Origin of the sequence: Clostridium autoethanogenum DSM 10061 (assembly GCF_001484725.1) — a bacterium.
Lineage (GTDB): Bacteria > Bacillota > Clostridia > Clostridiales > Clostridiaceae > Clostridium_B > Clostridium_B ljungdahlii.
Genome location: NZ_CP012395.1, coordinates 1,569,456 through 1,589,687, shown reverse-complemented (window position 1 = coordinate 1,589,687; position 20,232 = coordinate 1,569,456). Strand labels below are relative to the sequence as shown.

Below are 20,232 nucleotides of genomic sequence, written 5' to 3'. Positions count from 1 at the left end.
AGGTATGGATAAATTTTAAGATAGAGGCGAGAAATTTGATAGATATAAAAACTGAAAAAGAAATAGGATATATGGCTGCAGCAGGGAAGATACTAGCATCGTGTCATAAAGAAATTAGAAAAATGATTAAGCCAGGTATAACTACTATGGAGATAGATGCTTTTACGGAGAAATTTTTAAAAGAAAATGGGGCAACCCCTGAGCAAAAAGGTTATATGGGTTTTCCGTATGCTACTTGTGCTTCAGTAAATGATGAGATCTGTCATGGATTTCCAAGCAACAAACCTTTAAAAGAAGGTGATATTGTAACTATAGATATGGTTGTAAATTTAAATGGATGGTTGGCTGATTCTGCATGGTCCTATGCAGTAGGAAATATATCTAAGGAAGCTGAGGACCTTATGAAGGTTACAAAAGAATGTCTTTACAGAGGTATAAAGAAAGCTGTTGTTGGAAATAGAATAGGTGACATAGGACACGAAATACAAAGCTATGCAGAGCCACTAGGATATTCAGTAGTAAGAGATTATACAGGACATGGCATAGGAAAAGTAATGCATGATGATGTATGTGTACCTCATTATGGTAAACCAGGAAGAGGACTTAAACTTAGAGAGGGTATGGTAATTACTATAGAACCTATGATAGATATAGGTACTTATTCAACTGTAGTAGATAGCAATAATTGGACAGCACGTACTGCAGATGGAAGTCTTTCAGCACAGTATGAGCATACTCTCGCTATAACGAAAAATGGACCTATTATTTTAACTGATCAAGACAGCATTTAGAAAGTAGAAATTAAGCAGCCGTGGATAAGTATCAGCAATACATGACATTATTCACGGCTATATATCTTTAATAATTAAAAAATAATGGAACCTAAATCAGTTCACAATTCACGAATTGCAATTGATTATTTTGTATTATGAATTATGTTATGATTTGCTATATATGGTAAATGCCATATATAGATTGACATAATAGCCCGTAGGGCTTATTTTTATACGCTAATATATAAATCTGAAAGGAAGGTATTTATGGGAAAAAGTGATATGTCAGAATCATCTAAAAGTAATGAAGTAAAACAAAAATATCTAGGAAATAAAGGTCTTATAATCCTTATCTCTTTATTAAGTGCATTTGTGCCTTTATCCACGGATCTTTATCTTCCAGCATTGCCTATGATGTCTGAATATTTCCATGTATCACAGGCTGTTACTAATCTTACGCTTATAATGTTTTTTGTATTTTTTAGCATAGGCACGCTTGTTTTTGGACCGTTAAGTGATAAATATGGACGTAAACCAGTACTTATTATGGGTCTTGTATTTTATTTAATAGGCAGTGTAATGTGTGTATTTTCGGCCAATATGACTCTTTTAATATTTTCTAGAATTATTCAAGCTGTTGGAGGAAGTGCAGCTAGTGCAGTAGCTACAGCTATTGTTAAAGATGTTTACAGCGGCAAAAAACGAGAATCGGTTTTATCTATTGTTCAATCTATGACAGTAATTTCTCCAGCTGTAGCACCAGTTTTAGGCTCATGGACTTTAAAAGTAACTTCATGGAGAGGAATATTTGTGGGGCTTGCCCTTATAGGAGTGGCATCTCTAATAGGATCTGTATTGCTAAATGAAACCTTAACAAGTTACAATAAAGGAACAGTAATGCAGACATTGGGAAGGTTAGGCGTAGTACTTAAGAATCCAGGATTTTTTTCTATGTTACTTATATTTTCTGTAGTAAATATAGCATGTATGGCGTTTATATCTGCATCATCCTATATATATCAAGAGGGCTTTAAACTTACAAGTGAAGTATACAGTTATTATTTTACTTTAAATGCAGTGGGAATGTTATTTGGTCCATTCCTTTATCTTAAGCTTGCAGGTCATCTTAAACGTGAATTTATCATTGATGCTTGCTTTATTGTAATGATAGCCAGCGGTATATTAGTTTGTATATTTGATAACAGCAAACCTTGGGTATTTGCATTAGCTCTCTTGCCTTCTACTATAGCATCATGCTGCATGCGTCCGCCAAGTACTAACTTGATGCTTGAGCAGCAGCAGAAAGATACAGGTTCAGCATCCTCACTTATAGGTGGGTTTGCAATGATTATGGGAAGCGTAGGCATGGTTATTGTTTCATTTAATTGGCCCAATCAAGTTTTTGTAATAGGAGCTCTAACTGTTGTAATAGGACTAATTTGTGGAATTGGATGGAAATTGGCTTATAAAAAACCATATGTAAGACATTTTTCTGAAATAGATATGGAACAATGTGATGTAGCAGAATAAAGAGACTTTCTAAGTAAAAATGGACTTATACTTCGGATATTTTTTACAACCACAAGTATGATTAAATACTTTGATAAGTCTAAGCAGAAAATTTATAAAAACATAAGGTCTTTTGAAAACTCGTACCTCAGACAATTCAAAAGACCTAAGTTTTTTATAAATTTTCCACTAAGACTTATATACAAAGTTTTTAAATGTACTTGTTTATTGTAAAAATATGCCTGCGTATAAGTCCATTTTTAAGCTATAAAATCTGTATTTGATTATAATATCAAATATTTGTTATAGTATGTTAAACATAATGATTGAATTATTACATATATGTTTACTTTTTTAAGTAACACTATAGGGATGCCAATTTGAAATTGCTATTATGTGATTTGATATAAGACAACTTTTAGCCTAGAAAGTGTGTATAAAAATATATTATAGTTGCTGTTATAACTATTTATAAATCAAATAAGTGGATAGAGCTAAATGTGATATCATAAAATCAAATGTTATAATATCTAGAGTTAAGGGGGAATATGTAGTGGCAGATTATAGAGAATTATGGAGTAAGTTGGGAATAGATCTAGAAAAACATGATAAATTATGTGCAGTGCTTCCAGAATTATACGGTGGCGTTTATTTAACCCAAAAAAATAGACCAGAGGGAATGAATTATTTTAATCTTGTAGTAGCTGAAGTCCATGGATTAAGGATACAGGAACTGGATGACTATAAAGCACAAGGTGGAAAAGTAGTAGGCACATTTTGTGTGTTTGTTCCTGATGAAGTTATACTTGCAGCAAAAGCAATAGGGGTAGGTCTTTGCTCAGGATCTCAATTTTGGGTTGAAGATGGTGAAAAGGTTTTACCAAGGAACATATGCCCTTTAATTAAGGCACTTATGGGTGCAAAAGTTGGAGGAACGTGTCCATATTTTCAATCGTGTGATATGTTAATTGGAGAAACAACCTGTGATGGAAAGAAGAAAGCTTGGGAAATATTAAATGACTATGTTCCAGTTCATGTTATGGAATTACCACAGATGAAAAGAGAAAAAAATTGTAAGGCTTGGGAAGAAGAAATAAAGGAATTTATAAGCAAGATGGAAGAACTTACGGGCAATAAGGTAACTGTAGAAAGTTTAAGACAGGGCATAAAGACTGCAAATGCGAAGAGAAGGGCACTTAAAAGATTATATGATTTGAGAAAATATAAGCCATCTCCAATAAGTGGATTAGATGTTTTATTGATATCACAAATTGCTTTCTATGATGATCCAGATAGATTTGTAGAAAAATTAAATGAACTATGCGATGAATTGGATGAAAGAGTTAAAAAAGGTGTAGACGAGGGTAAAAAAAGGATCATGATAACAGGAACCCCAATGGCACTGCCTAACTGGAAACTTCATTCTATCATAGAAGGATTAAATGCACAGGTAGTAGTTGAAGAAACATGTACAGGAACTAGATACTTTGAAAATGAAGTTTGTGAAGATGGAGAAACTATAGACGATTTAGTAAAAAATTTAGCTGACAGATATATGAAGATAAACTGTGCCTGCTTTACCCCAAATACAGGAAGAATTGATGATATAATAAAATATGTAGATGAATATCATGTAGATGGGGTAATTGATTTTAATCTTTCATTTTGCCATACTTATGCAGTAGAACATAAGGATGTAGAAAAAGTGTTAAAAGAAAAAGATATACCTTTAATTCAGATAGAAACGGATTATTCTACAGAAGATTCAGGACAGATAAAAACAAGAGTAGAAGCATTTTTAGAGATGATATAATGTAGGAGATTTATAGTATGTCAAATAAAAGATACTATATACTTTTTCCATCTCATACTGAAGGGATAAAGATGGAAAAGTTATTAAAAGGGAGTAAATTAGAATATACAATTGTGCCTACACCTAGGGAAATTTCATCCTGCTGCGGCATATCTATAATGTATAACAAGAAGGATGAAGAAGAAATAAAGCTGATGGCACAACAGCATAATGTAAAAACATTAGGCTTTCACTGTGTAGATAAAAAAATTGTGAATCCTTATTTATAATAACTCAACTTTTTTAGTTAATAGTTAAGAATGAAGAATTAATACTTATTGTGGATTTTTTTTGTTACACTACAAAAAATCACCATTTACTATTAACTTTTCATTATTAATTATTAATTTATCTTAATATAGAAGGTGGAATTTTGTGATTTACGTAGGTATAGACATAGGTTCTACTGCTTCAAAAGTTTGTATATATGACAGTGGAATTAAGGAAACATTTGCACTTCCAACAGGTTGGAGCAGTGTAAAAACTGCTGGTGTCATAAAAGATAGACTAAAGGAAATAGGATTGGGGAAAGATAATTGTAAAATAGTAGCTACGGGGTATGGAAGAGTATCTGTTCCCTATGCTGATAAAACTATAACTGAAATTACTTGCCATGGAAAAGGTGCTTACTACCTTTTAAAAGATGACTGTACAGTAATTGATATAGGCGGCCAAGACACCAAGATAATTACCATAAAAGGTGGTAGAGTTACTAATTTTACTATGAATGACAAATGTGCAGCAGGTACAGGAAGATTCCTAGAGCTAATGGCTGGTACTTTAGGCTTTACCATAGATGAACTATGTGAAAAAGCTAAGAGTGGAAATGGAGTTACTATAAGTTCTATGTGTACTGTGTTTGCTGAATCTGAAATAACAAGTTTAATTGGAAATGGTACAAGGAGAGAAGATATAGCTTTTGGAGTAGTTGATTCTATTACAAGTAAAGTAAAATCTTTATGTCAAAAGCATGGAGACGAATTTAATTATTTTTTAACTGGTGGTTTAAGTCAAAATAAGTATATAATAAACACCCTTTCTAAAAAATTAAGCTCACCTGTTAAAAACAGTAAATTTGGAAGATATGCAGGTGCTATTGGAGCAGCTCTTTTAGCTTCAAAATTAAAATAACATGTTGACTTTGATTTGAAACTGTGATATCCTAAACACAGTAAAAATTAAACAGTAAAAGACCTTTAAAACTAGTCCTGTGAGACTAGGAAGGCATATGTAGAATATAAAATTATTATATTATGGTATAATAATGCCTTCCTTAAAGGAAGGCATTTTTTTACACCTTTAAATTTAGCACGGAGAGGCTGAGAAGGAGGAATTATTAATGTTAAAAGGAAGACATCTAATAGATATAATGGATTTTTCAATAGAAGAATTAGATGAGATATTCAAACTTGCAAATGAAATAATTTCAAAAGAGAAGGATTTTTCAAAGGTATGTGATGGAAAGCTTCTAGCAACCTTATTTTATGAACCAAGTACTAGAACTAGACTTAGTTTTGAATCTGCTATGATTAGGTTAGGTGGAAAGGTAGTAGGTTTTTCGGAACCTAATTCAAGTTCTGTTTCAAAAGGTGAAAGTATAGCAGACACAATAAGGGTAATTGGATGTTATGCAGATATTATAGCTATGAGACATCCTAAAGAAGGTGCACCTAAGATAGCATCTATGTATTCTACAGTACCTGTTATAAATGCAGGAGACGGTGGTCACCAACATCCAACACAAACACTTACAGATCTTTTAACCATTAAATCTATAAAAGGAACATTATCCAATCTAAAAATAGGCTGCTGTGGTGACTTGAAGTTTGGAAGAACAGTACACTCACTCATAAATGCCATGTCCAGATATGAAAACAATAGTTTTACTCTTATATCCCCGGAAGAATTGAAAGTACCTGATTACGTTAAAAAAGAATTAAATAGAAAAGGTGTTAACTACAGCGAAACTAAAAATTTAGAAGATGCTATAGGTTCTCTTGACATACTTTATATGACCAGGGTACAGAAAGAAAGATTTTTTAATGAAGAAGATTATATAAGACTTAAAGATATATATATATTAAGCAAAGATAAAATGTCTAAAGCGGGTAAGGATATGATAGTACTTCACCCACTTCCAAGAGTAAATGAAATTCCATATGAAATAGATAGTGATCCAAGAGCTTGTTACTTTAAACAAGTTAAATATGGTATGTATGTGAGAATGGCATTAATGTTGAAATTACTTGGAATTAGGTAGGGGAGGAAGATAAACATGCTTACAATAAATAGTGTAAAGAACGGTATTGTAATTGACCATATAAGAGCAGGATACGGAATGAAAATATTTAATTACCTAGAACTAAACAAGGCAAAGTATTCTGTGGCGCTTATAATGAATGCCGTAAGTGAAAAATTAGGAAGAAAAGATATAATTAAAATAGAAAATAATTTGGAACTGGATTTTACAGTACTTGGATTTATAGATCCTAACATTACAATTGATATAATAAAAGATGAAAAAATATATAAGAAGATAAAATTGAAACTTCCAGACAAAATTGAAAATATAATAGAATGTAAAAATCCAAGATGTGTTACTTCTGTAGAAAAAAATATACCTCATATTTTTAATCTGGTGGACGAAAAAACAGGTGCCTATAGATGTGAATATTGCGATCAGATATATGAGAATTTATCGAAATATCTTTAAATTAAAGTAAAATTATATTTAAAGAAAGGGCTTTTTATGATTATAGATAAATTGTACGATGATGTTTTAAAAAAGGGAAATGTATGTGTGGGACTAGATACTGCATTAGAATATATACCAAAACATGTATTAAGTTCAAATGAAAATATAGCAGATGCTGTATTTGAATTTAATAAAACTATAATAGATAGTACTTGCGATGTAGTAGCTTGTTATAAAGTACAAATTGCATACTACGAAGCCTTGGGTATGGAGGGACTCAGGGCATATAGTAGAACCTTAAAGTATATAAGAAATAAAAAGGTTTTAACGATTGCAGATATCAAAAGAGGAGATATAGCAAAAACAGCGGAAATGTATGCAAAGGCACATTTTAAAGGTGAATTTGAAAGTGATTTTATAACTTTAAATCCTTACATGGGATTTGATACATTAGAACCTTACTTACCTTATATTGAGAATGACAATAAGGGAATGTTTGTGCTCATACGTACGTCAAATAGAGGAGCAGAAGATATTCAGTATATAGATACTAAAGAGGATAAAAAACTTTACAATATAGTAGGAGAAAAAGTAAATTTTCTTGGAAAGAAATATTTAGGAGACTGTGGCTACAGTTCCATAGGTGGGGTAATAGGGTGTACTCATCAGGAAGAAGGAATACAGCTTAGACACAATCTAGATAGTGTATTTTTCTTAATACCTGGATATGGAGCCCAAGGGGGAACAGCTCAGGACATTGCTGCTTATCTTAAAAAGGGCAACGGCGGTGTAGTGAATTCTTCAAGAGGAATACTTCTAGCATATAGAAAAAGAAAAAATGGCGAAAAGAATTATGGAGAATGTGCTAGAGAAGAGTGTATTAGAATTAGAGATGATATATTTAAGGTATTTTCAAAGAAATAGCCAGTTAGTATGCTAGTCTATTTTCTTTCAAATGCCTTAAGGCATCAAAAAATATTTAGAAATGGAGAAGAAATGCATTGAAAAATGAGTTAAGCTATACCACTGAAAAAGTATATAAAAATGAAAAAACAGCTGAAGGTATTTATAAACTTGAAATTCAGGGAAAGTTCAAGGGCAAACCAGGGCAGTTTTATATGCTGAGGTGCTGGAAACTAGAACCACTGCTTTCAAGGCCTATAAGCATACATTATTTAGATACAAATAAAATAGTTTTTTTGTATCAAGTAGTAGGGGAAGGTACTGAAAAGTTAAGCAAATTGAAAACGGGCGATGAAATAAAACTTTTAGGGCCTTTGGGAAATGGATTTGATATAGAAAATTTGAAAACAAAAACTGCTATTATTGCAGGAGGTATAGGAATTGCCCCAATGTTTTATCTTGCTCAAAGCATAAGAAAACAACATGAGAATTGTAAATTAGATCTTTATGCTGGTTTTAGAGATAGTGTGTATTCTATAGATAAATTTAAACCTTTTGTAGATGACATATACATTTCTACAGAAACGGGAAGTCAAGGTACAAAGGGCTATGTAACTGATGAATTTAGGCCTGAACTCTATGATGCTGTACTATGTTGTGGGCCGGAAGTTATGATGAAAAAAGTAATAAGTATGTGTAGCAAAAAACAGGTAACCGTATATGTTTCAATGGAAAATCGTATGGCCTGTGGAGTGGGAGCATGTCTTGTATGTACTTGTAGTACCATTAAAGGTAATAAACGAGCATGTAAAGATGGACCAGTTTTCTTAGGAAGCGATATAGTACTGTAATTTTTAAAAAGTTTGAAATAACTAGTTAGTATGCTATTTCAAATGCACAAATATAAAAGGGGAAAGGAAGTTTAACCAATTGATAGATATATGCGGTGTGAATTTTAAAAATCCTGTAATCGGAGCATCTGGAACCTTTGGATTTGGTGAAGAATATAATCAAATTTATGATGTATCAAAATTGGGAGGAATATGTTCTAAGGGTCTTACGTTAAAAAGAAAAGAAGGAAATGGCGGCATAAGAAGCTATGAAACTAAAGCAGGTATATTAAATAGTGTGGGACTTCAAAATCCAGGAGTAGAACATTTTATAAATTTTGAACTTCCTAAAATGAAAAAATTTGATACAGTTGTTATAGCTAACATAGGCGGAAGTACTATAGATGATTATGTTGAATCCGTGGAGAAGCTAAGTAGTTCGGATGTAGACATTATAGAACTGAACATATCTTGCCCTAATGTAAAAAGTGGGGGTATGGCTTTTGGAATAAAATCAAAGGTAGCCTATGAAATAGTAAGTGCTGTAAGGAAAGTCTGCAAAAAACCACTTATGGTGAAGTTATCTCCTAATGCTGAAGATATCGTAGATATGGCGTATAAGTGCTGCGATGCAGGAGTGGATAGCTTATCCCTTGTAAATACATTTAAGGCTATGGCTATAGATATTAAAAACAGGAAGGCAGTATTTGATAATATAACTGCCGGATTGTCGGGACCGGCAATAAAACCCATTGCATTAAGAATGGTATATGAAGTTTCAAAAGCTGTAAAAGTTCCTGTAGTTGGAATAGGTGGAATAGTAAGCTTTCAAGATGCGATAGAATTTATAATGGCGGGAGCTTATGCAATTCAAGTAGGTACTGCAAACTTTATAAAACCAGACATATGTTTGGATATAATAGATGGTATAGAGAAATATATGAAAGATGAGAATATAAAAGATTTAAGTGAAATAAGAGGAATAATTTAGGAGGACAGTTATGGATAATTTAGTTATAAATACATTGAAAGAAGTAGGAGCACTTTTGGAAGGGCATTTTCTACTTTCTTCAGGAAAACACAGTGATAGGTATTGTCAGTGTGCAAAACTTTTACAGTATCCTGACAGGGCAAAAGATGTAATAGCAGTTATTGCAGACAAATTAGAGAATGTTGACTATGATAAAATAGTTGGACCTGCAATGGGGGGGATATTAGTTTCCTATGAACTTGCAAGGCAAACGGGCAAACCAGGAATATTTGCTGAAAGGCAAAATGGAAATATGACTATAAGAAGGGGATTTGAAATAAAAGAAGGAGAAAAAATTATAATTTCTGAAGATGTGGTAACTACAGGAAAATCATCTGTAGAGGTTGCTAAGGTAATTCAGGAATTAGGTGGAGAGGTTGTAGGCATATGTTGCATAGTAGACAGAAGAGCAGAAGGTGTCAAAATAGAATATCCAATTTATAGTGCAGTAAAACTTAATATAAACACTTATGATAAGGAAAATTGTCCTATGTGTAAGCAAGGACAAGAATATGTAAAGCCTGGAAGTAGAGTATTCAAATAAGTCGAAAAAATCAATGCACGATGCAGAATTGACAATTAAATTATTAGATTTTAGATTTTTCATAACGCTCACGGAGAAAAATCCACAGAAATTGTGAATTGATTACTTAAAAATAAGCCTATTTCTATAGCACATTAACTGTGTTTTTAGGAATAGGCTTATTTAAGTAAATAGCTTAAATAAGCCTTTCACAATTTTATGGAGTTTTACAAAAAATTATTACTATTTATAAGATTTTTGAGGTATAATAAGTAATGAATTCCTACAATATTATTTATTATATACATGAAAAATTAATAGTGATTTTTTATTGTGTATAATTTTATATAATGGATAATCCTTTGGGAATATTAATCAGGGAATCACCACTTTCTATAATGGGTGATTTAACTTCCCATAGTTATTAATACTAAGTATAGGAGGAGTTTTTTAGTGGGTAAACCAAGTATTTTTAGCAAAGAATATGAAAAGAAAATGCAGCGGCATAAGAGAAATAAAGTTATACTTATTGTAGTATGTTTGATGGCAGCAGTGTTAGTTGTAGTTTACATAAGGGGAGCATTTAGAGATGTAGTAAAGGAAACAAGTAAAGTAAAGAATAATATTGTTTCTGAAAACAAACAGACAAAAAATAATACGGATAGTCAAAAATCATCTCAACCAAATACTCAAACTAAGTCTAAGGATGCAGCAAGTCAGAATTCATATAAAATAAAATTGAGTAGTGGAAAAGATGTAAGTTTAATATATCAAGGTAAGGGTAATGATAAAGTATTTAAGGCAGATAGCAGCGGTACATATGATGTAAGCCCATCAGGTAAGAATGCACTTTTGTTTGATGATAAGTCTCAGAGTATATTGTTAGTGGATGCAAGTGGAAATAAGCAGGATATAACAAATCCACAGTATGTATCTACTACAGGAACTGTAATAGCAAAAGATTCTCAATTAACTAATAATCCAGGATATGTATGGTGTTCTTCACCTAAATTTATAGATGACAATAATATTGCATATGTAAGTCAACTCCCATGGATTGGAAAAACTACAAAATACGTGTGGATAGAAAGCTTGCAGAATAAAAATCATGTTATGGTTCAGAATATAGAAGGTGAAGATATAAAGTTTCAGGGAATAAATGAAAAGGGACTTACGGCCATTGTAGATGGTAAAACTGTTTATTTAACGGCATCAGGTTCCGTTACCCAGTAGAAGGTGCATCCTTCTACTGGTTATTTTTGCAATGGAGTCATATGATAAATTTGGAGGAATTATGGATATAGGATTGTCATCAGCTAGCTTTTACCCAAATGTAAATACGGAAAATAGTATAGCTTTGATGAAAAATTTAGGATTTAATTTAGGAGAAGTATTTTTAAATAGTATCAGTGAATATAGTGAAAATTTTGGAGACATACTTTTAGAGCAAAAATTAAAGAACAATTTTATTATAAATTCTGTTCATGCTTTTTCTTCTTCTTTTGAACCTAATTTATTTGATGAATATAAGAGGAGAAGAAATGATGCATTTTTACAGTTTAAACAAGTATGTAAACTAGCCAGAAAAGTTGGAGCTAAGTGCTATACGTTTCACGGAATGAAACATAAAAAACTCTATAATGTAATTAACTATGATCTGGTTTTTGATGTTTATGATAAATTATTATATACAGCAGGAGAAGAAGGCATAAAGTTGTGCCAGGAAAATGTATTTTGGTGTATGTCAGGAAATATTGATTTTTTATATACACTTAGAGAAAAATATGAGGATTCCCTATACTTTACACTGGATATAAAGCAAGCCTATAGAGCAGGAAGGTTACCTGAAGAATATATAGATATTATGTCAGGAGCTATAGAAAATTTACATATAAACGATAGAAATTCAATAAGTTCATGTTTGCTTCCAGGTAAAGGTGATATAAATTATAAGAAGTTATTTTGTAAGCTGCGGGAAGCAAATTATAATAAGGTTGGTATAATTGAAGTGTATAGTGACAATTATAAAAACTATGATGATTTAAAAGAATCTAAAGATTATATTGAAAAGTGTTTGTAAAAATTAAAAAAAACTATAAACTTTGAGATTTTTGGTATATAATTATAATACCAATTTTAATTCCCAATAATAAGAAATATATAGAGTAAAACTATGAATTTAACTTTTACAATATAATTATTGTATATATACTAAAATATTAGTTGAATTTTACGGTGCAATTATATAAAATATCACTATTGAGTTTTACAATTTAGGCAGTAAAGAAAGGCAATGCTCACATCATATAGGAATGTTTATAAATATATGGTATAATAGCATAGTTGATATAAGCATGTATAGTAATTAGTAGGAGGAATTTTATAAATGAATGTTAAGAAGGAAAAGATAGAAGAAAATGTTGTAAAATTAGAAATAACTGTAGAAGCAGAAAAGTTTAATGAATCTATGAAAAAAGCATTTGCTAAAAATGCAAAGAAGTTCAATATACCTGGCTTTAGAAAAGGTAAAGCCCCTATGAATATAATAAAGAAATACTATGGTGAAGGCGTATTTTATGAAGATGCAATAAATTTCTGCTGTGATGATACATATCCACAAGCCATTAAGGAAAATGATATAAAGCCAGTAGATTATCCTGAAATTGATATAGTACAAATAGGAGAAGGAAAGGAATTCATATATACTGCAAAAGTAGTTGTACTTCCTGAAGTTAAACTTGGAGAGTATAAAGGCTTAGAAGTTAAGAAAAATACATATGAAGTAAAAGACGAAGAAGTAGAAGCAGAATTAAAGACAATGCAGCAAAAGAATGCTAGAATAGAAACCAAAGAAAGCGGAAGTATAGAAAAGGGAAATATAGCAGTAATAGATTTTAATGGATTTGTAGATGACAAAGAGTTTGAAGGTGGAGCAGGAAAAGATTATCAGTTAGAAATCGGATCCGGTACTTTCATAGATAATTTTGAAGATCAGCTAATTGGACTTAATGCTGGTGATTCAAAGGATGTTCATGTTACATTCCCTAAAGAATATGGAAGAGAAGAGCTAAATGGTAAAGAAGCTGTATTTAAAGTTACTGTTAAAGAAATAAAGATTAAGGAACTACCTGAATTAGATGATGAATTTGCTAAAGATATATCAGAATTTGATACTTTAGATAAAGTTAAAGAAGATATAAAGAATAAGAAAAAAGAAGCAAATGAACTTAGGACTAAAAGAGAATTTGAAGAAGCAGTTTTAGATAAAGTTTGCTCAAATGCAGAAATTAACATACCAGAAGTTATGATAAAAAAAGAAATAGATACTATGCTTAAAGATTTAGAATTGAGATTAAAATATCAGGGATTAGATCTTAAGACATATTATCAATATACAAATAATACTGAAGAAAAAGTAAGAGAATATATGAAAGAATCAGCAGAAAAAAGAGTAAGAACAGATTTAGTAATTGGTGAAATAGCAAAAGTAGAAAAGATAGAAGCAACTGATGATGAACTTATGGAAAGAGCAAAAGAAATGGCTGCACAATATGGTAATAAAGAAGCAGAAAAAACTGCAAAAATAATTTTTAATAATCAAAAATCATATTTAGAGACAGATGTGGTTAATGAAAAAGTTGTAAAAATGTTAGTAGATAGTAGTAAAGCAACAGCATAGATTATATTTAAATTAATTGCCAGGAGCTTTTCTGGCAATTAATTTAAAATAAAAAAGTTCAAAGGTTCATCCTTATAGATTGATATAAATTAATTTTAATATATATTAATTGCCTTAAATGGTTATATAAGAGGAGGAGAGTTTATGAGTTTAGTACCAGTAGTTGTAGAACAAACAAGTAGAGGGGAAAGGTCTTACGATATTTATTCTAGGCTTTTAAAAGATAGAATAGTAATGCTGAGTGAAGAGGTTAATGATGTTTCTGCTAGTCTGGTAGTAGCACAGCTGTTATTCCTAGAAGCTGAAGACCCTGACAAAGATATATATCTTTATATAAATAGTCCAGGTGGATCAATAACCTCAGGAATGGCAATTTATGATACAATGCAGTATATAAAGTCAGATGTGTCCACTATATGTATAGGCATGGGAGCTTCTATGGGAGCATTTTTGCTTACAGCTGGTGCAAAGGGAAAGAGATTTGCACTTCCAAACGCAGAGATAATGATACATCAACCACTTGGAGGATTCCAAGGTCAGGCAACTGATATTGGAATTCATGCAAAAAGAATATTAGACATAAAGAAAAAGTTAAATACTATAATAAGTGAAAGAACAGGGCAGCCCCTTGAAAAAGTTGAAAAAGACACTGAGAGAGATAACTTTATGACAGCAGAAGAAGCAAAAGAATACGGATTGATAGATGAAGTTATTACCAAAAAGAAATAACCTTTAGTGAGGTGTGGAAATGGCCAAAAATGATGATAAAAAACAACTTAAATGCTCATTCTGCGGTAAAACACAAGATCAAGTTAGAAGATTAATTGCAGGACCAGGCGTATATATATGTGATGAATGTATAGAATTATGTTCTGAAATAATAAGTGATGAATTTGAAGAAGATGTTCAAATAGATATGACTTCTATACCTAAACCTGTAGAAATAAAAAATTATCTTGATCAATATGTAATAGGTCAGGAAGATGCAAAAAAATCACTGTCTGTAGCAGTGTATAATCATTATAAGAGAATAAATTCGAATAATCAAAATGATGATGTAGAACTCCAAAAAAGTAATATATTATTACTTGGTCCTACAGGATCAGGAAAAACATTGTTAGCTCAAACTTTAGCAAAATTTTTAAATGTACCTTTTGCTATTGCAGATGCTACTACTTTAACGGAAGCTGGCTATGTAGGTGAAGATGTAGAAAATATATTGTTAAAGCTTATACAAAATGCAGACTACGATATAGAAAGAGCTGAACATGGAATAGTATATATAGATGAGATAGATAAAATAGCAAGAAAATCAGAAAACCCATCTATAACTAGAGATGTTTCAGGAGAAGGCGTACAGCAGGCGCTGTTAAAGATATTAGAAGGTACAGTAGCTTCAGTGCCACCTCAGGGTGGTAGAAAACATCCGCATCAAGAGTTTATTCAAATAAATACTACAAATATATTATTTATATGCGGTGGAGCTTTTGATGGCATAGACAATATAATAGAACGTAGAACTAGAGTAAGTACTTTAGGCTTTGGTGCAGAAATACAATCTAAAAAGGAAAAAGACATAGGAAAACTCTTAAAAGATATAATGCCTGGAGATCTTCTAAAGTTTGGACTTATACCAGAATTTGTAGGTAGAATTCCTATTATAGTAACTTTAGAGGCATTAGATAGGAGTGCTCTTGTAAGAATATTAAAAGAACCTAAAAATGCACTGATTAAACAGTATAAAAAACTCTTTGAATTTGATGATGTAGAACTTGAATTTAAAGAAGATGCACTGGAAGCTATATCAGATGAAGCGTTAAAGAGAAATACAGGAGCTAGAGGCCTTAGAGCTATTATAGAGGAAACTATGAAGGATGTAATGTTTGATATACCTTCAAAAGAGGAAATAGCTAAAGTAATAATTGATAAGAATGCAGTGGATACAAAGAAGCCAGAACTTATAGAGGCAGAGGATGGAAAGAGGACACCTATCAAATTAAAAAAATCAAGAACACGAAAGGGCCCTGAAACTGCATAGGTTATTAAAAAGAGAGTACTGGTTTCGGTACTCTCTTTTAAGCAATAGTTAAGTATATAAAATGCTGATATATGAATTTAAACTATTTAAAGTGAGGAGAGAAAGATGGATAAAAACTTAAAAGTTCTTCCTCTAATTCCATTGAGGGGTATTACTGTATTTCCATACATGGTTTTACATTTTGATGTAGGTAGGAAAAAATCCATACTTGCACTAGAAGAAGCTATGCTTGTAGATCAAAAAATATTTTTAACCGCTCAAAAAGAAGCTAAAATTGAAGAACCAGAAGAAGAAGATATTTTTGAAACAGGTACTATTTGTAATATAAAACAAATATTGAAATTGCCGGGAGACACAGTTAGAGTACTTGTAGAAGGTGAAACAAGGGCAGTATTAAAAGAGTGTATAAGTAAAGATCCCTTTTTTAAAGTAGAAGTGGAGATTTTGGAAGACGGAGAAGAGTGTAGCGACAATAAAAATTGTGAAGCTCTAGCCCGTACTATTAAAGATAAATTCGATGAATACATAAAATTGTCTGGAAACATACCAGTAGAAACAATAATAACATTAGATGAATTAAATAATTGTGGAAGATTAGCTGATACTGTAAGTTCATATTTAATGCTAAAGCAAGAAAAAAGACAGGAAATCCTGGAATGTTATGACATAGAAGAAAGACTTAAAAAGCTTTTAAGTGTACTTGTAAATGAAATAGAAATTTTAAAGTTGGAAAGAAAAATAGGAGTAAAAGTAAAAAATAAGATAGATAAAGTTCAAAAAGAATATTATTTAAAGGAACAACTAAAGGCAATACAAGAAGAACTTGGGGAAGATGACGAAGATAAAAAAGAAATGAAAAGGTATAAAAACAAAATAAGTAAAGCAAAGCTTCCTAAAGATGTTAAAGATAAGGCACTGTATGAATTAGATAGATTAAAAAATACAGGAACCTATTCTGCAGAAGGGGGGGTAATAAGAACTTATTTGGATTGGATACTTGATTTACCTTGGAATGCCCAAACTAAAGATAATTTAGAGATAAAGTCTGTTAGAGAAATACTTGAAAAAGAGCATTATGGACTAAAAGATGTTAAAGATAGAATAATTGAATATCTTGCAGCTAAAAAAATGAGTAAATCACTTAAAGGTCCAATACTGTGCCTTGTAGGACCTCCTGGAGTTGGAAAAACTTCTATTGCAAAGTCTATAGCTCATGCTTTAAATAGAAATTTTGTAAGGATGTCCCTTGGAGGAGTAAGGGATGAAGCTGAGATAAGAGGACATAGGAAGACCTATGTAGGGGCTATTCCAGGAAGGATAATATATGGAATGAAACAAGCCAAATCTAAAAATCCACTATTTTTATTAGATGAAATAGATAAGATGAGTGGTGACTTTAGAGGAGATCCTGCAGATGCTCTTTTAGAAGTATTGGATAGTGAGCAAAACAGCACATTTAGAGATCATTACCTTGAGTTAGATTTTGATTTGTCAAATGTAATGTTTATAACTACAGCAAATACCCTTGAAACTGTCCCAAGACCACTTTTTGATAGAATGGAAGTAATAGAGGTATCTGGGTATACTAGTGAAGAAAAACTTCATATATGTAAAGAACATCTTATACCTAAAGAGTTAGAACAAAATGGGGTAGGGGATAATAAAATTATTTTTTCGGATTCAGCTATATACAAGTTAATAGACAGTTACACTAGAGAATCAGGAGTTAGGAGTCTTGAGAGGAGAGTTGCATCCATTATAAGAAAAGCAATAGCAGAGATTATGGAAAAGGGCAGGAAAAATATAAATGTTACTGTAACTAAAGTAAAATCTTACCTTGGACCTGAAATATTTACTTATGATAAGGTAGATAAGGAAGATAAAGTGGGAGTAGTTACGGGAATGGCATGGACAGGATACGGAGGGGATACTCTTCCTGTAGAAGTAAGCGTAATGCCTGGAAATGGTAAGTTGCAATTAACAGGCCAACTTGGTGATGTGATGAAGGAATCAGCTAAAACAGGATATAGTTATATAAGGGCTAATTCCCATAAATATGGAATAGAAAGTGGATTTTATAAAAACTATGATGTGCACATACATGTTCCAGAAGGTGCAGTACCAAAAGATGGACCTTCTGCAGGAGTCACTATGGTTACTGCAATGATATCTGCACTTAACAAAAATAAAGTAAAACACAATGTAGCTATGACTGGGGAGATAACATTAACGGGAAGGGTTCTTCCTATAGGCGGATTAAAAGAAAAGAGTCTTGCAGCGTATAGGGCAGGTATAGATACGGTTATAATACCTATGGAAAATGAAAAAGATCTTTTGAAAATTCCAAAGACAGTTAAAAGCAAATTGAAATATATACTTGCAGATAATATAGATACTGTACTTGAAAATGCAATCTTAAGAGATAATTAAGCGGGGTATTATTTATGGAAATAAAACAGTCAGAATTTATAATTTCAGCAGTAAGTCCTAGGCAATATCCTGTGGATAACAGAGTAGAAGTAGCTTTTGTAGGTAGATCTAATGTAGGAAAGTCTTCACTCATAAATACCTTAACAAATAGAAAAAAGCTAGTTAAGGTCAGTGCTACGCCTGGAAAGACCAGGCAAATAAATTTTTTCTTAATAAATAATGACTTTTATCTTGTAGATTTACCTGGATATGGTTATGCAAAAGTTTCCAAGAAGGAAAAGGAAAGTTGGGGAAACATAATAGAAAAGTATTTAAATGCTAGACAGCAATTAAAAAAGATAGTGCTTATTTTAGATTGCAGGCATAAACCAACAGCTGATGACATAACTATGTATAAGTGGATTAAGCACTACAACTATGATATTGCTATTGTAGCTACTAAAATTGATAAAGTGTCTAAGAACCAACTGTCTAAGAATTTAAAAGTTATAAGAGATACTTTAAAAATGAGTGGGGAAGATGAGATTTTAACTTTTTCTGCATTAAATAAGCAAGGAAAAGAGAAAATTTTAGAAGTTTTGGAATCTACAATAAATTCCTATTAAAGGGTAAAATATTAGTGCAGGATTCATAGAATAAATTTAAGTAAAGGCAAGCAAATAATAGCAAGGAGAAATTAGCCATGTTTAAATTGGATATTATAAAGGATGTCCTTGTATTTTCAATTGTATATGTACCACCATTTTTAGTGTTTTCAAAGTTTTGGAGAGATAAAAAGAAGAGTAATTTACTATTAGTGTTAATTGGAATAGCTTATATGATTACTTGCATATTTACGGAAAATTTTATACCTTTTATATTTGTGCTTTTAAATATAAGATATTTAAGACATAGGGATGGACCATATGAATTTGATATAAGAAGATTTAAATTTTTTAAAGCTTTAGCAGCAGTGGTGGTATTTTATTTGATAACAATAGGTATATCTATAACTGAAACTATTATACTTTCTAATTTTAGAGTTGAATTAAAACAGCAGGATATAGTTACACATATGGCTAATATGTCTTTAAATAAATTTTTGATAATGATACCTGTAGTCATAATATTTGCACCTATACTTGAGGAATTTGTATTTAGATGGCTTTTATTTAAAAAAATATTTACTAAGAGAATGGGAGTATATCTGGCTGCAATTTTGAGTAGCTTAATATTTGCAGTAATTCATTTTAGTTTAAATGCATTCCCTATAATATTATGGATTGGTATTTATAATTGCTATTTAATAAATAAAAAGGGATACTGGTATGCAGTCTTCAATCATTGTGCATTTAATTCAGTAACAGTGGCAGCACTTTTACTGCAAAAACTTAATATGATGTAATAATATAAAAAGGGAGTGTTCAAAACAATTTAAAAAATTGCTATTGTAACACTCCCTTTTGAAGGAGATAATTAAAAAAATGTAATTTAATTATTTATTATTATTATTATTATTGGAATTCATAAAACTATTTAATATTTTAGCTGCGTCTGGAGAATTTTGAAGTTGTCTTAATGCATCTAATATCTCACCTTTTCCACTGCTATTGTCTTCCGTCTGAGACAATTTTCTTTCCAATTCTGCAAGCTGAGAGTTTATATTGGACTGATTAAACTCAGGCACATTATTTTTCTTGGAAATATCCCCTAAATTTAGATTGCTCAACATTGCACCCAATTGGTCATTGGAAGAGTTTCTGGAGTTACCACCTAGGGCAGATATTATTGAGACAAGTTGAGTTATATCTATATTATTTAGAAGATCACCTAAATTGAAACCAGTATTGTAATTTTTGCGATGGTGTTTTGACATCATATTCACCCCTCATTTTTAAGTAAACAGATTTGTATTTATTTAAATTAAACATAATTAATTTATAATATATATTATTCATAGGTAAAAAATTTGATACTAAAATTAAAGCTTA

20 protein-coding genes are annotated in these 20,232 nt (G+C 31.3%); 19 read left to right on the top strand and 1 reads right to left on the bottom strand.

The annotated features are described in order from the left end of the window. Window positions 1-35 precede the first annotated feature (35 nt). From map to CLAU_RS07020, 19 genes are all read left to right on the top strand, one after another. Window positions 36-791 (top strand): type I methionyl aminopeptidase, encoded by a 756-nt coding sequence (map, locus tag CLAU_RS07110; protein WP_013240202.1) that lies wholly within the window; start codon window positions 36-38, stop codon window positions 789-791. A gap of 249 nt (window positions 792-1,040) precedes the next feature. Next, complete coding sequence (locus CLAU_RS07105; RefSeq protein WP_013240201.1) at window positions 1,041-2,303, top strand: multidrug effflux MFS transporter; 1,263 nt, start codon at window positions 1,041-1,043, stop codon at window positions 2,301-2,303. A 532-nt stretch (window positions 2,304-2,835) separates the two neighbouring features. Further along, window positions 2,836-4,095 (top strand): double-cubane-cluster-containing anaerobic reductase, encoded by a 1,260-nt coding sequence (locus CLAU_RS07100; RefSeq protein ID WP_029169914.1) that lies wholly within the window; start codon window positions 2,836-2,838, stop codon window positions 4,093-4,095. Window positions 4,096-4,112: 17 nt separating this feature from the next. After that, window positions 4,113-4,364, top strand: coding sequence for a putative Se/S carrier protein (locus CLAU_RS07095; protein WP_013240199.1), 252 nt, complete (start codon window positions 4,113-4,115; stop codon window positions 4,362-4,364). A gap of 145 nt (window positions 4,365-4,509) precedes the next feature. Beyond that, entirely contained in the window at window positions 4,510-5,265 is a 756-nt protein-coding gene (locus CLAU_RS07090) for an acyl-CoA dehydratase activase (protein WP_013240198.1), read from the top strand. A 208-nt stretch (window positions 5,266-5,473) separates the two neighbouring features. Then, on the top strand, window positions 5,474-6,394 hold the full coding sequence (gene pyrB, locus CLAU_RS07085) for an aspartate carbamoyltransferase (RefSeq protein ID WP_013240197.1): 921 nt from the start codon (window positions 5,474-5,476) through the stop codon (window positions 6,392-6,394). A 15-nt stretch (window positions 6,395-6,409) separates the two neighbouring features. Next, on the top strand, window positions 6,410-6,847 hold the full coding sequence (locus CLAU_RS07080; protein WP_013240196.1) for an aspartate carbamoyltransferase regulatory subunit: 438 nt from the start codon (window positions 6,410-6,412) through the stop codon (window positions 6,845-6,847). Between the two features lie 36 nt (window positions 6,848-6,883). Then, window positions 6,884-7,753, top strand: a complete 870-nt coding sequence (gene pyrF, locus CLAU_RS07075) for an orotidine-5'-phosphate decarboxylase (protein ID WP_013240195.1) — start codon at window positions 6,884-6,886, stop codon at window positions 7,751-7,753. Between the two features lie 77 nt (window positions 7,754-7,830). Beyond that, a complete protein-coding gene (locus CLAU_RS07070) occupies window positions 7,831-8,583 on the top strand; it encodes a dihydroorotate dehydrogenase electron transfer subunit (RefSeq protein WP_013240194.1) in 753 nt (250 codons plus the stop codon). A gap of 79 nt (window positions 8,584-8,662) precedes the next feature. After that, entirely contained in the window at window positions 8,663-9,553 is an 891-nt protein-coding gene (locus CLAU_RS07065; protein WP_023162264.1) for a dihydroorotate dehydrogenase, read from the top strand. Between the two features lie 10 nt (window positions 9,554-9,563). Further along, window positions 9,564-10,136, top strand: coding sequence for an orotate phosphoribosyltransferase (gene pyrE / locus CLAU_RS07060; protein WP_013240192.1), 573 nt, complete (start codon window positions 9,564-9,566; stop codon window positions 10,134-10,136). Between the two features lie 432 nt (window positions 10,137-10,568). Continuing rightward, window positions 10,569-11,348 (top strand): hypothetical protein, encoded by a 780-nt coding sequence (locus CLAU_RS07055; protein WP_013240191.1) that lies wholly within the window; start codon window positions 10,569-10,571, stop codon window positions 11,346-11,348. A 61-nt stretch (window positions 11,349-11,409) separates the two neighbouring features. Next, window positions 11,410-12,195 (top strand): sugar phosphate isomerase/epimerase family protein, encoded by a 786-nt coding sequence (locus CLAU_RS07050; protein WP_013240190.1) that lies wholly within the window; start codon window positions 11,410-11,412, stop codon window positions 12,193-12,195. Between the two features lie 306 nt (window positions 12,196-12,501). Then, the gene (gene tig / locus CLAU_RS07045; RefSeq protein ID WP_013240189.1) at window positions 12,502-13,794 is read left to right on the top strand and encodes a trigger factor; all 1,293 of its coding nucleotides are present in this window, start codon (window positions 12,502-12,504) and stop codon (window positions 13,792-13,794) included. A 144-nt stretch (window positions 13,795-13,938) separates the two neighbouring features. Next, complete coding sequence (gene clpP / locus CLAU_RS07040) at window positions 13,939-14,523, top strand: ATP-dependent Clp endopeptidase proteolytic subunit ClpP (protein WP_013240188.1); 585 nt, start codon at window positions 13,939-13,941, stop codon at window positions 14,521-14,523. 19 nt (window positions 14,524-14,542) lie between these two features. After that, window positions 14,543-15,832 carry an ATP-dependent Clp protease ATP-binding subunit ClpX gene (gene clpX, locus CLAU_RS07035; RefSeq protein ID WP_013240187.1) on the top strand — a complete coding sequence of 430 codons (1,290 nt, stop codon included), beginning with the start codon at window positions 14,543-14,545 and terminating at the stop codon, window positions 15,830-15,832. Between the two features lie 105 nt (window positions 15,833-15,937). Then, window positions 15,938-18,262 carry an endopeptidase La gene (gene lon / locus CLAU_RS07030; RefSeq protein WP_013240186.1) on the top strand — a complete coding sequence of 775 codons (2,325 nt, stop codon included), beginning with the start codon at window positions 15,938-15,940 and terminating at the stop codon, window positions 18,260-18,262. 14 nt (window positions 18,263-18,276) lie between these two features. Further along, the gene (gene yihA, locus CLAU_RS07025; RefSeq protein ID WP_013240185.1) at window positions 18,277-18,867 is read left to right on the top strand and encodes a ribosome biogenesis GTP-binding protein YihA/YsxC; all 591 of its coding nucleotides are present in this window, start codon (window positions 18,277-18,279) and stop codon (window positions 18,865-18,867) included. Between the two features lie 77 nt (window positions 18,868-18,944). Then, window positions 18,945-19,646, top strand: coding sequence for a CPBP family intramembrane glutamic endopeptidase (locus tag CLAU_RS07020; protein WP_013240184.1), 702 nt, complete (start codon window positions 18,945-18,947; stop codon window positions 19,644-19,646). Window positions 19,647-19,736: 90 nt separating this feature from the next. Here the strand turns inward: CLAU_RS07020 and CLAU_RS07015 are convergent, their stop codons facing one another. Beyond that, the gene (locus CLAU_RS07015) at window positions 19,737-20,120 is read right to left on the bottom strand and encodes a hypothetical protein (protein ID WP_023162263.1); all 384 of its coding nucleotides are present in this window, start codon (window positions 20,118-20,120) and stop codon (window positions 19,737-19,739) included. Window positions 20,121-20,232: the final 112 nt, after the last annotated feature.

What these genes read in the sequence shown, in the direction of transcription:
- CLAU_RS07105 (WP_013240201.1), top strand. Translation starts at nt 1,041, where the DNA reads ATGGGAAAAAGTGATATGTCAGAATCATCTAAAAGTAATGAAGTAAAA.
- CLAU_RS07095 (WP_013240199.1), top strand. Translation starts at nt 4,113, where the DNA reads ATGTCAAATAAAAGATACTATATACTTTTTCCATCTCATACTGAAGGG.
- pyrB (WP_013240197.1), top strand. Translation starts at nt 5,474, where the DNA reads ATGTTAAAAGGAAGACATCTAATAGATATAATGGATTTTTCAATAGAA.
- CLAU_RS07080 (WP_013240196.1), top strand. Translation starts at nt 6,410, where the DNA reads ATGCTTACAATAAATAGTGTAAAGAACGGTATTGTAATTGACCATATA.
- pyrF (WP_013240195.1), top strand. Translation starts at nt 6,884, where the DNA reads ATGATTATAGATAAATTGTACGATGATGTTTTAAAAAAGGGAAATGTA.
- pyrE (WP_013240192.1), top strand. Translation starts at nt 9,564, where the DNA reads ATGGATAATTTAGTTATAAATACATTGAAAGAAGTAGGAGCACTTTTG.
- CLAU_RS07050 (WP_013240190.1), top strand. Translation starts at nt 11,410, where the DNA reads ATGGATATAGGATTGTCATCAGCTAGCTTTTACCCAAATGTAAATACG.
- tig (WP_013240189.1), top strand. Translation starts at nt 12,502, where the DNA reads ATGAATGTTAAGAAGGAAAAGATAGAAGAAAATGTTGTAAAATTAGAA.
- clpP (WP_013240188.1), top strand. Translation starts at nt 13,939, where the DNA reads ATGAGTTTAGTACCAGTAGTTGTAGAACAAACAAGTAGAGGGGAAAGG.
- clpX (WP_013240187.1), top strand. Translation starts at nt 14,543, where the DNA reads ATGGCCAAAAATGATGATAAAAAACAACTTAAATGCTCATTCTGCGGT.
- lon (WP_013240186.1), top strand. Translation starts at nt 15,938, where the DNA reads ATGGATAAAAACTTAAAAGTTCTTCCTCTAATTCCATTGAGGGGTATT.
- yihA (WP_013240185.1), top strand. Translation starts at nt 18,277, where the DNA reads ATGGAAATAAAACAGTCAGAATTTATAATTTCAGCAGTAAGTCCTAGG.
- CLAU_RS07020 (WP_013240184.1), top strand. Translation starts at nt 18,945, where the DNA reads ATGTTTAAATTGGATATTATAAAGGATGTCCTTGTATTTTCAATTGTA.
- CLAU_RS07015 (WP_023162263.1), bottom strand. Translation starts at nt 20,120, where the DNA reads ATGATGTCAAAACACCATCGCAAAAATTACAATACTGGTTTCAATTTA.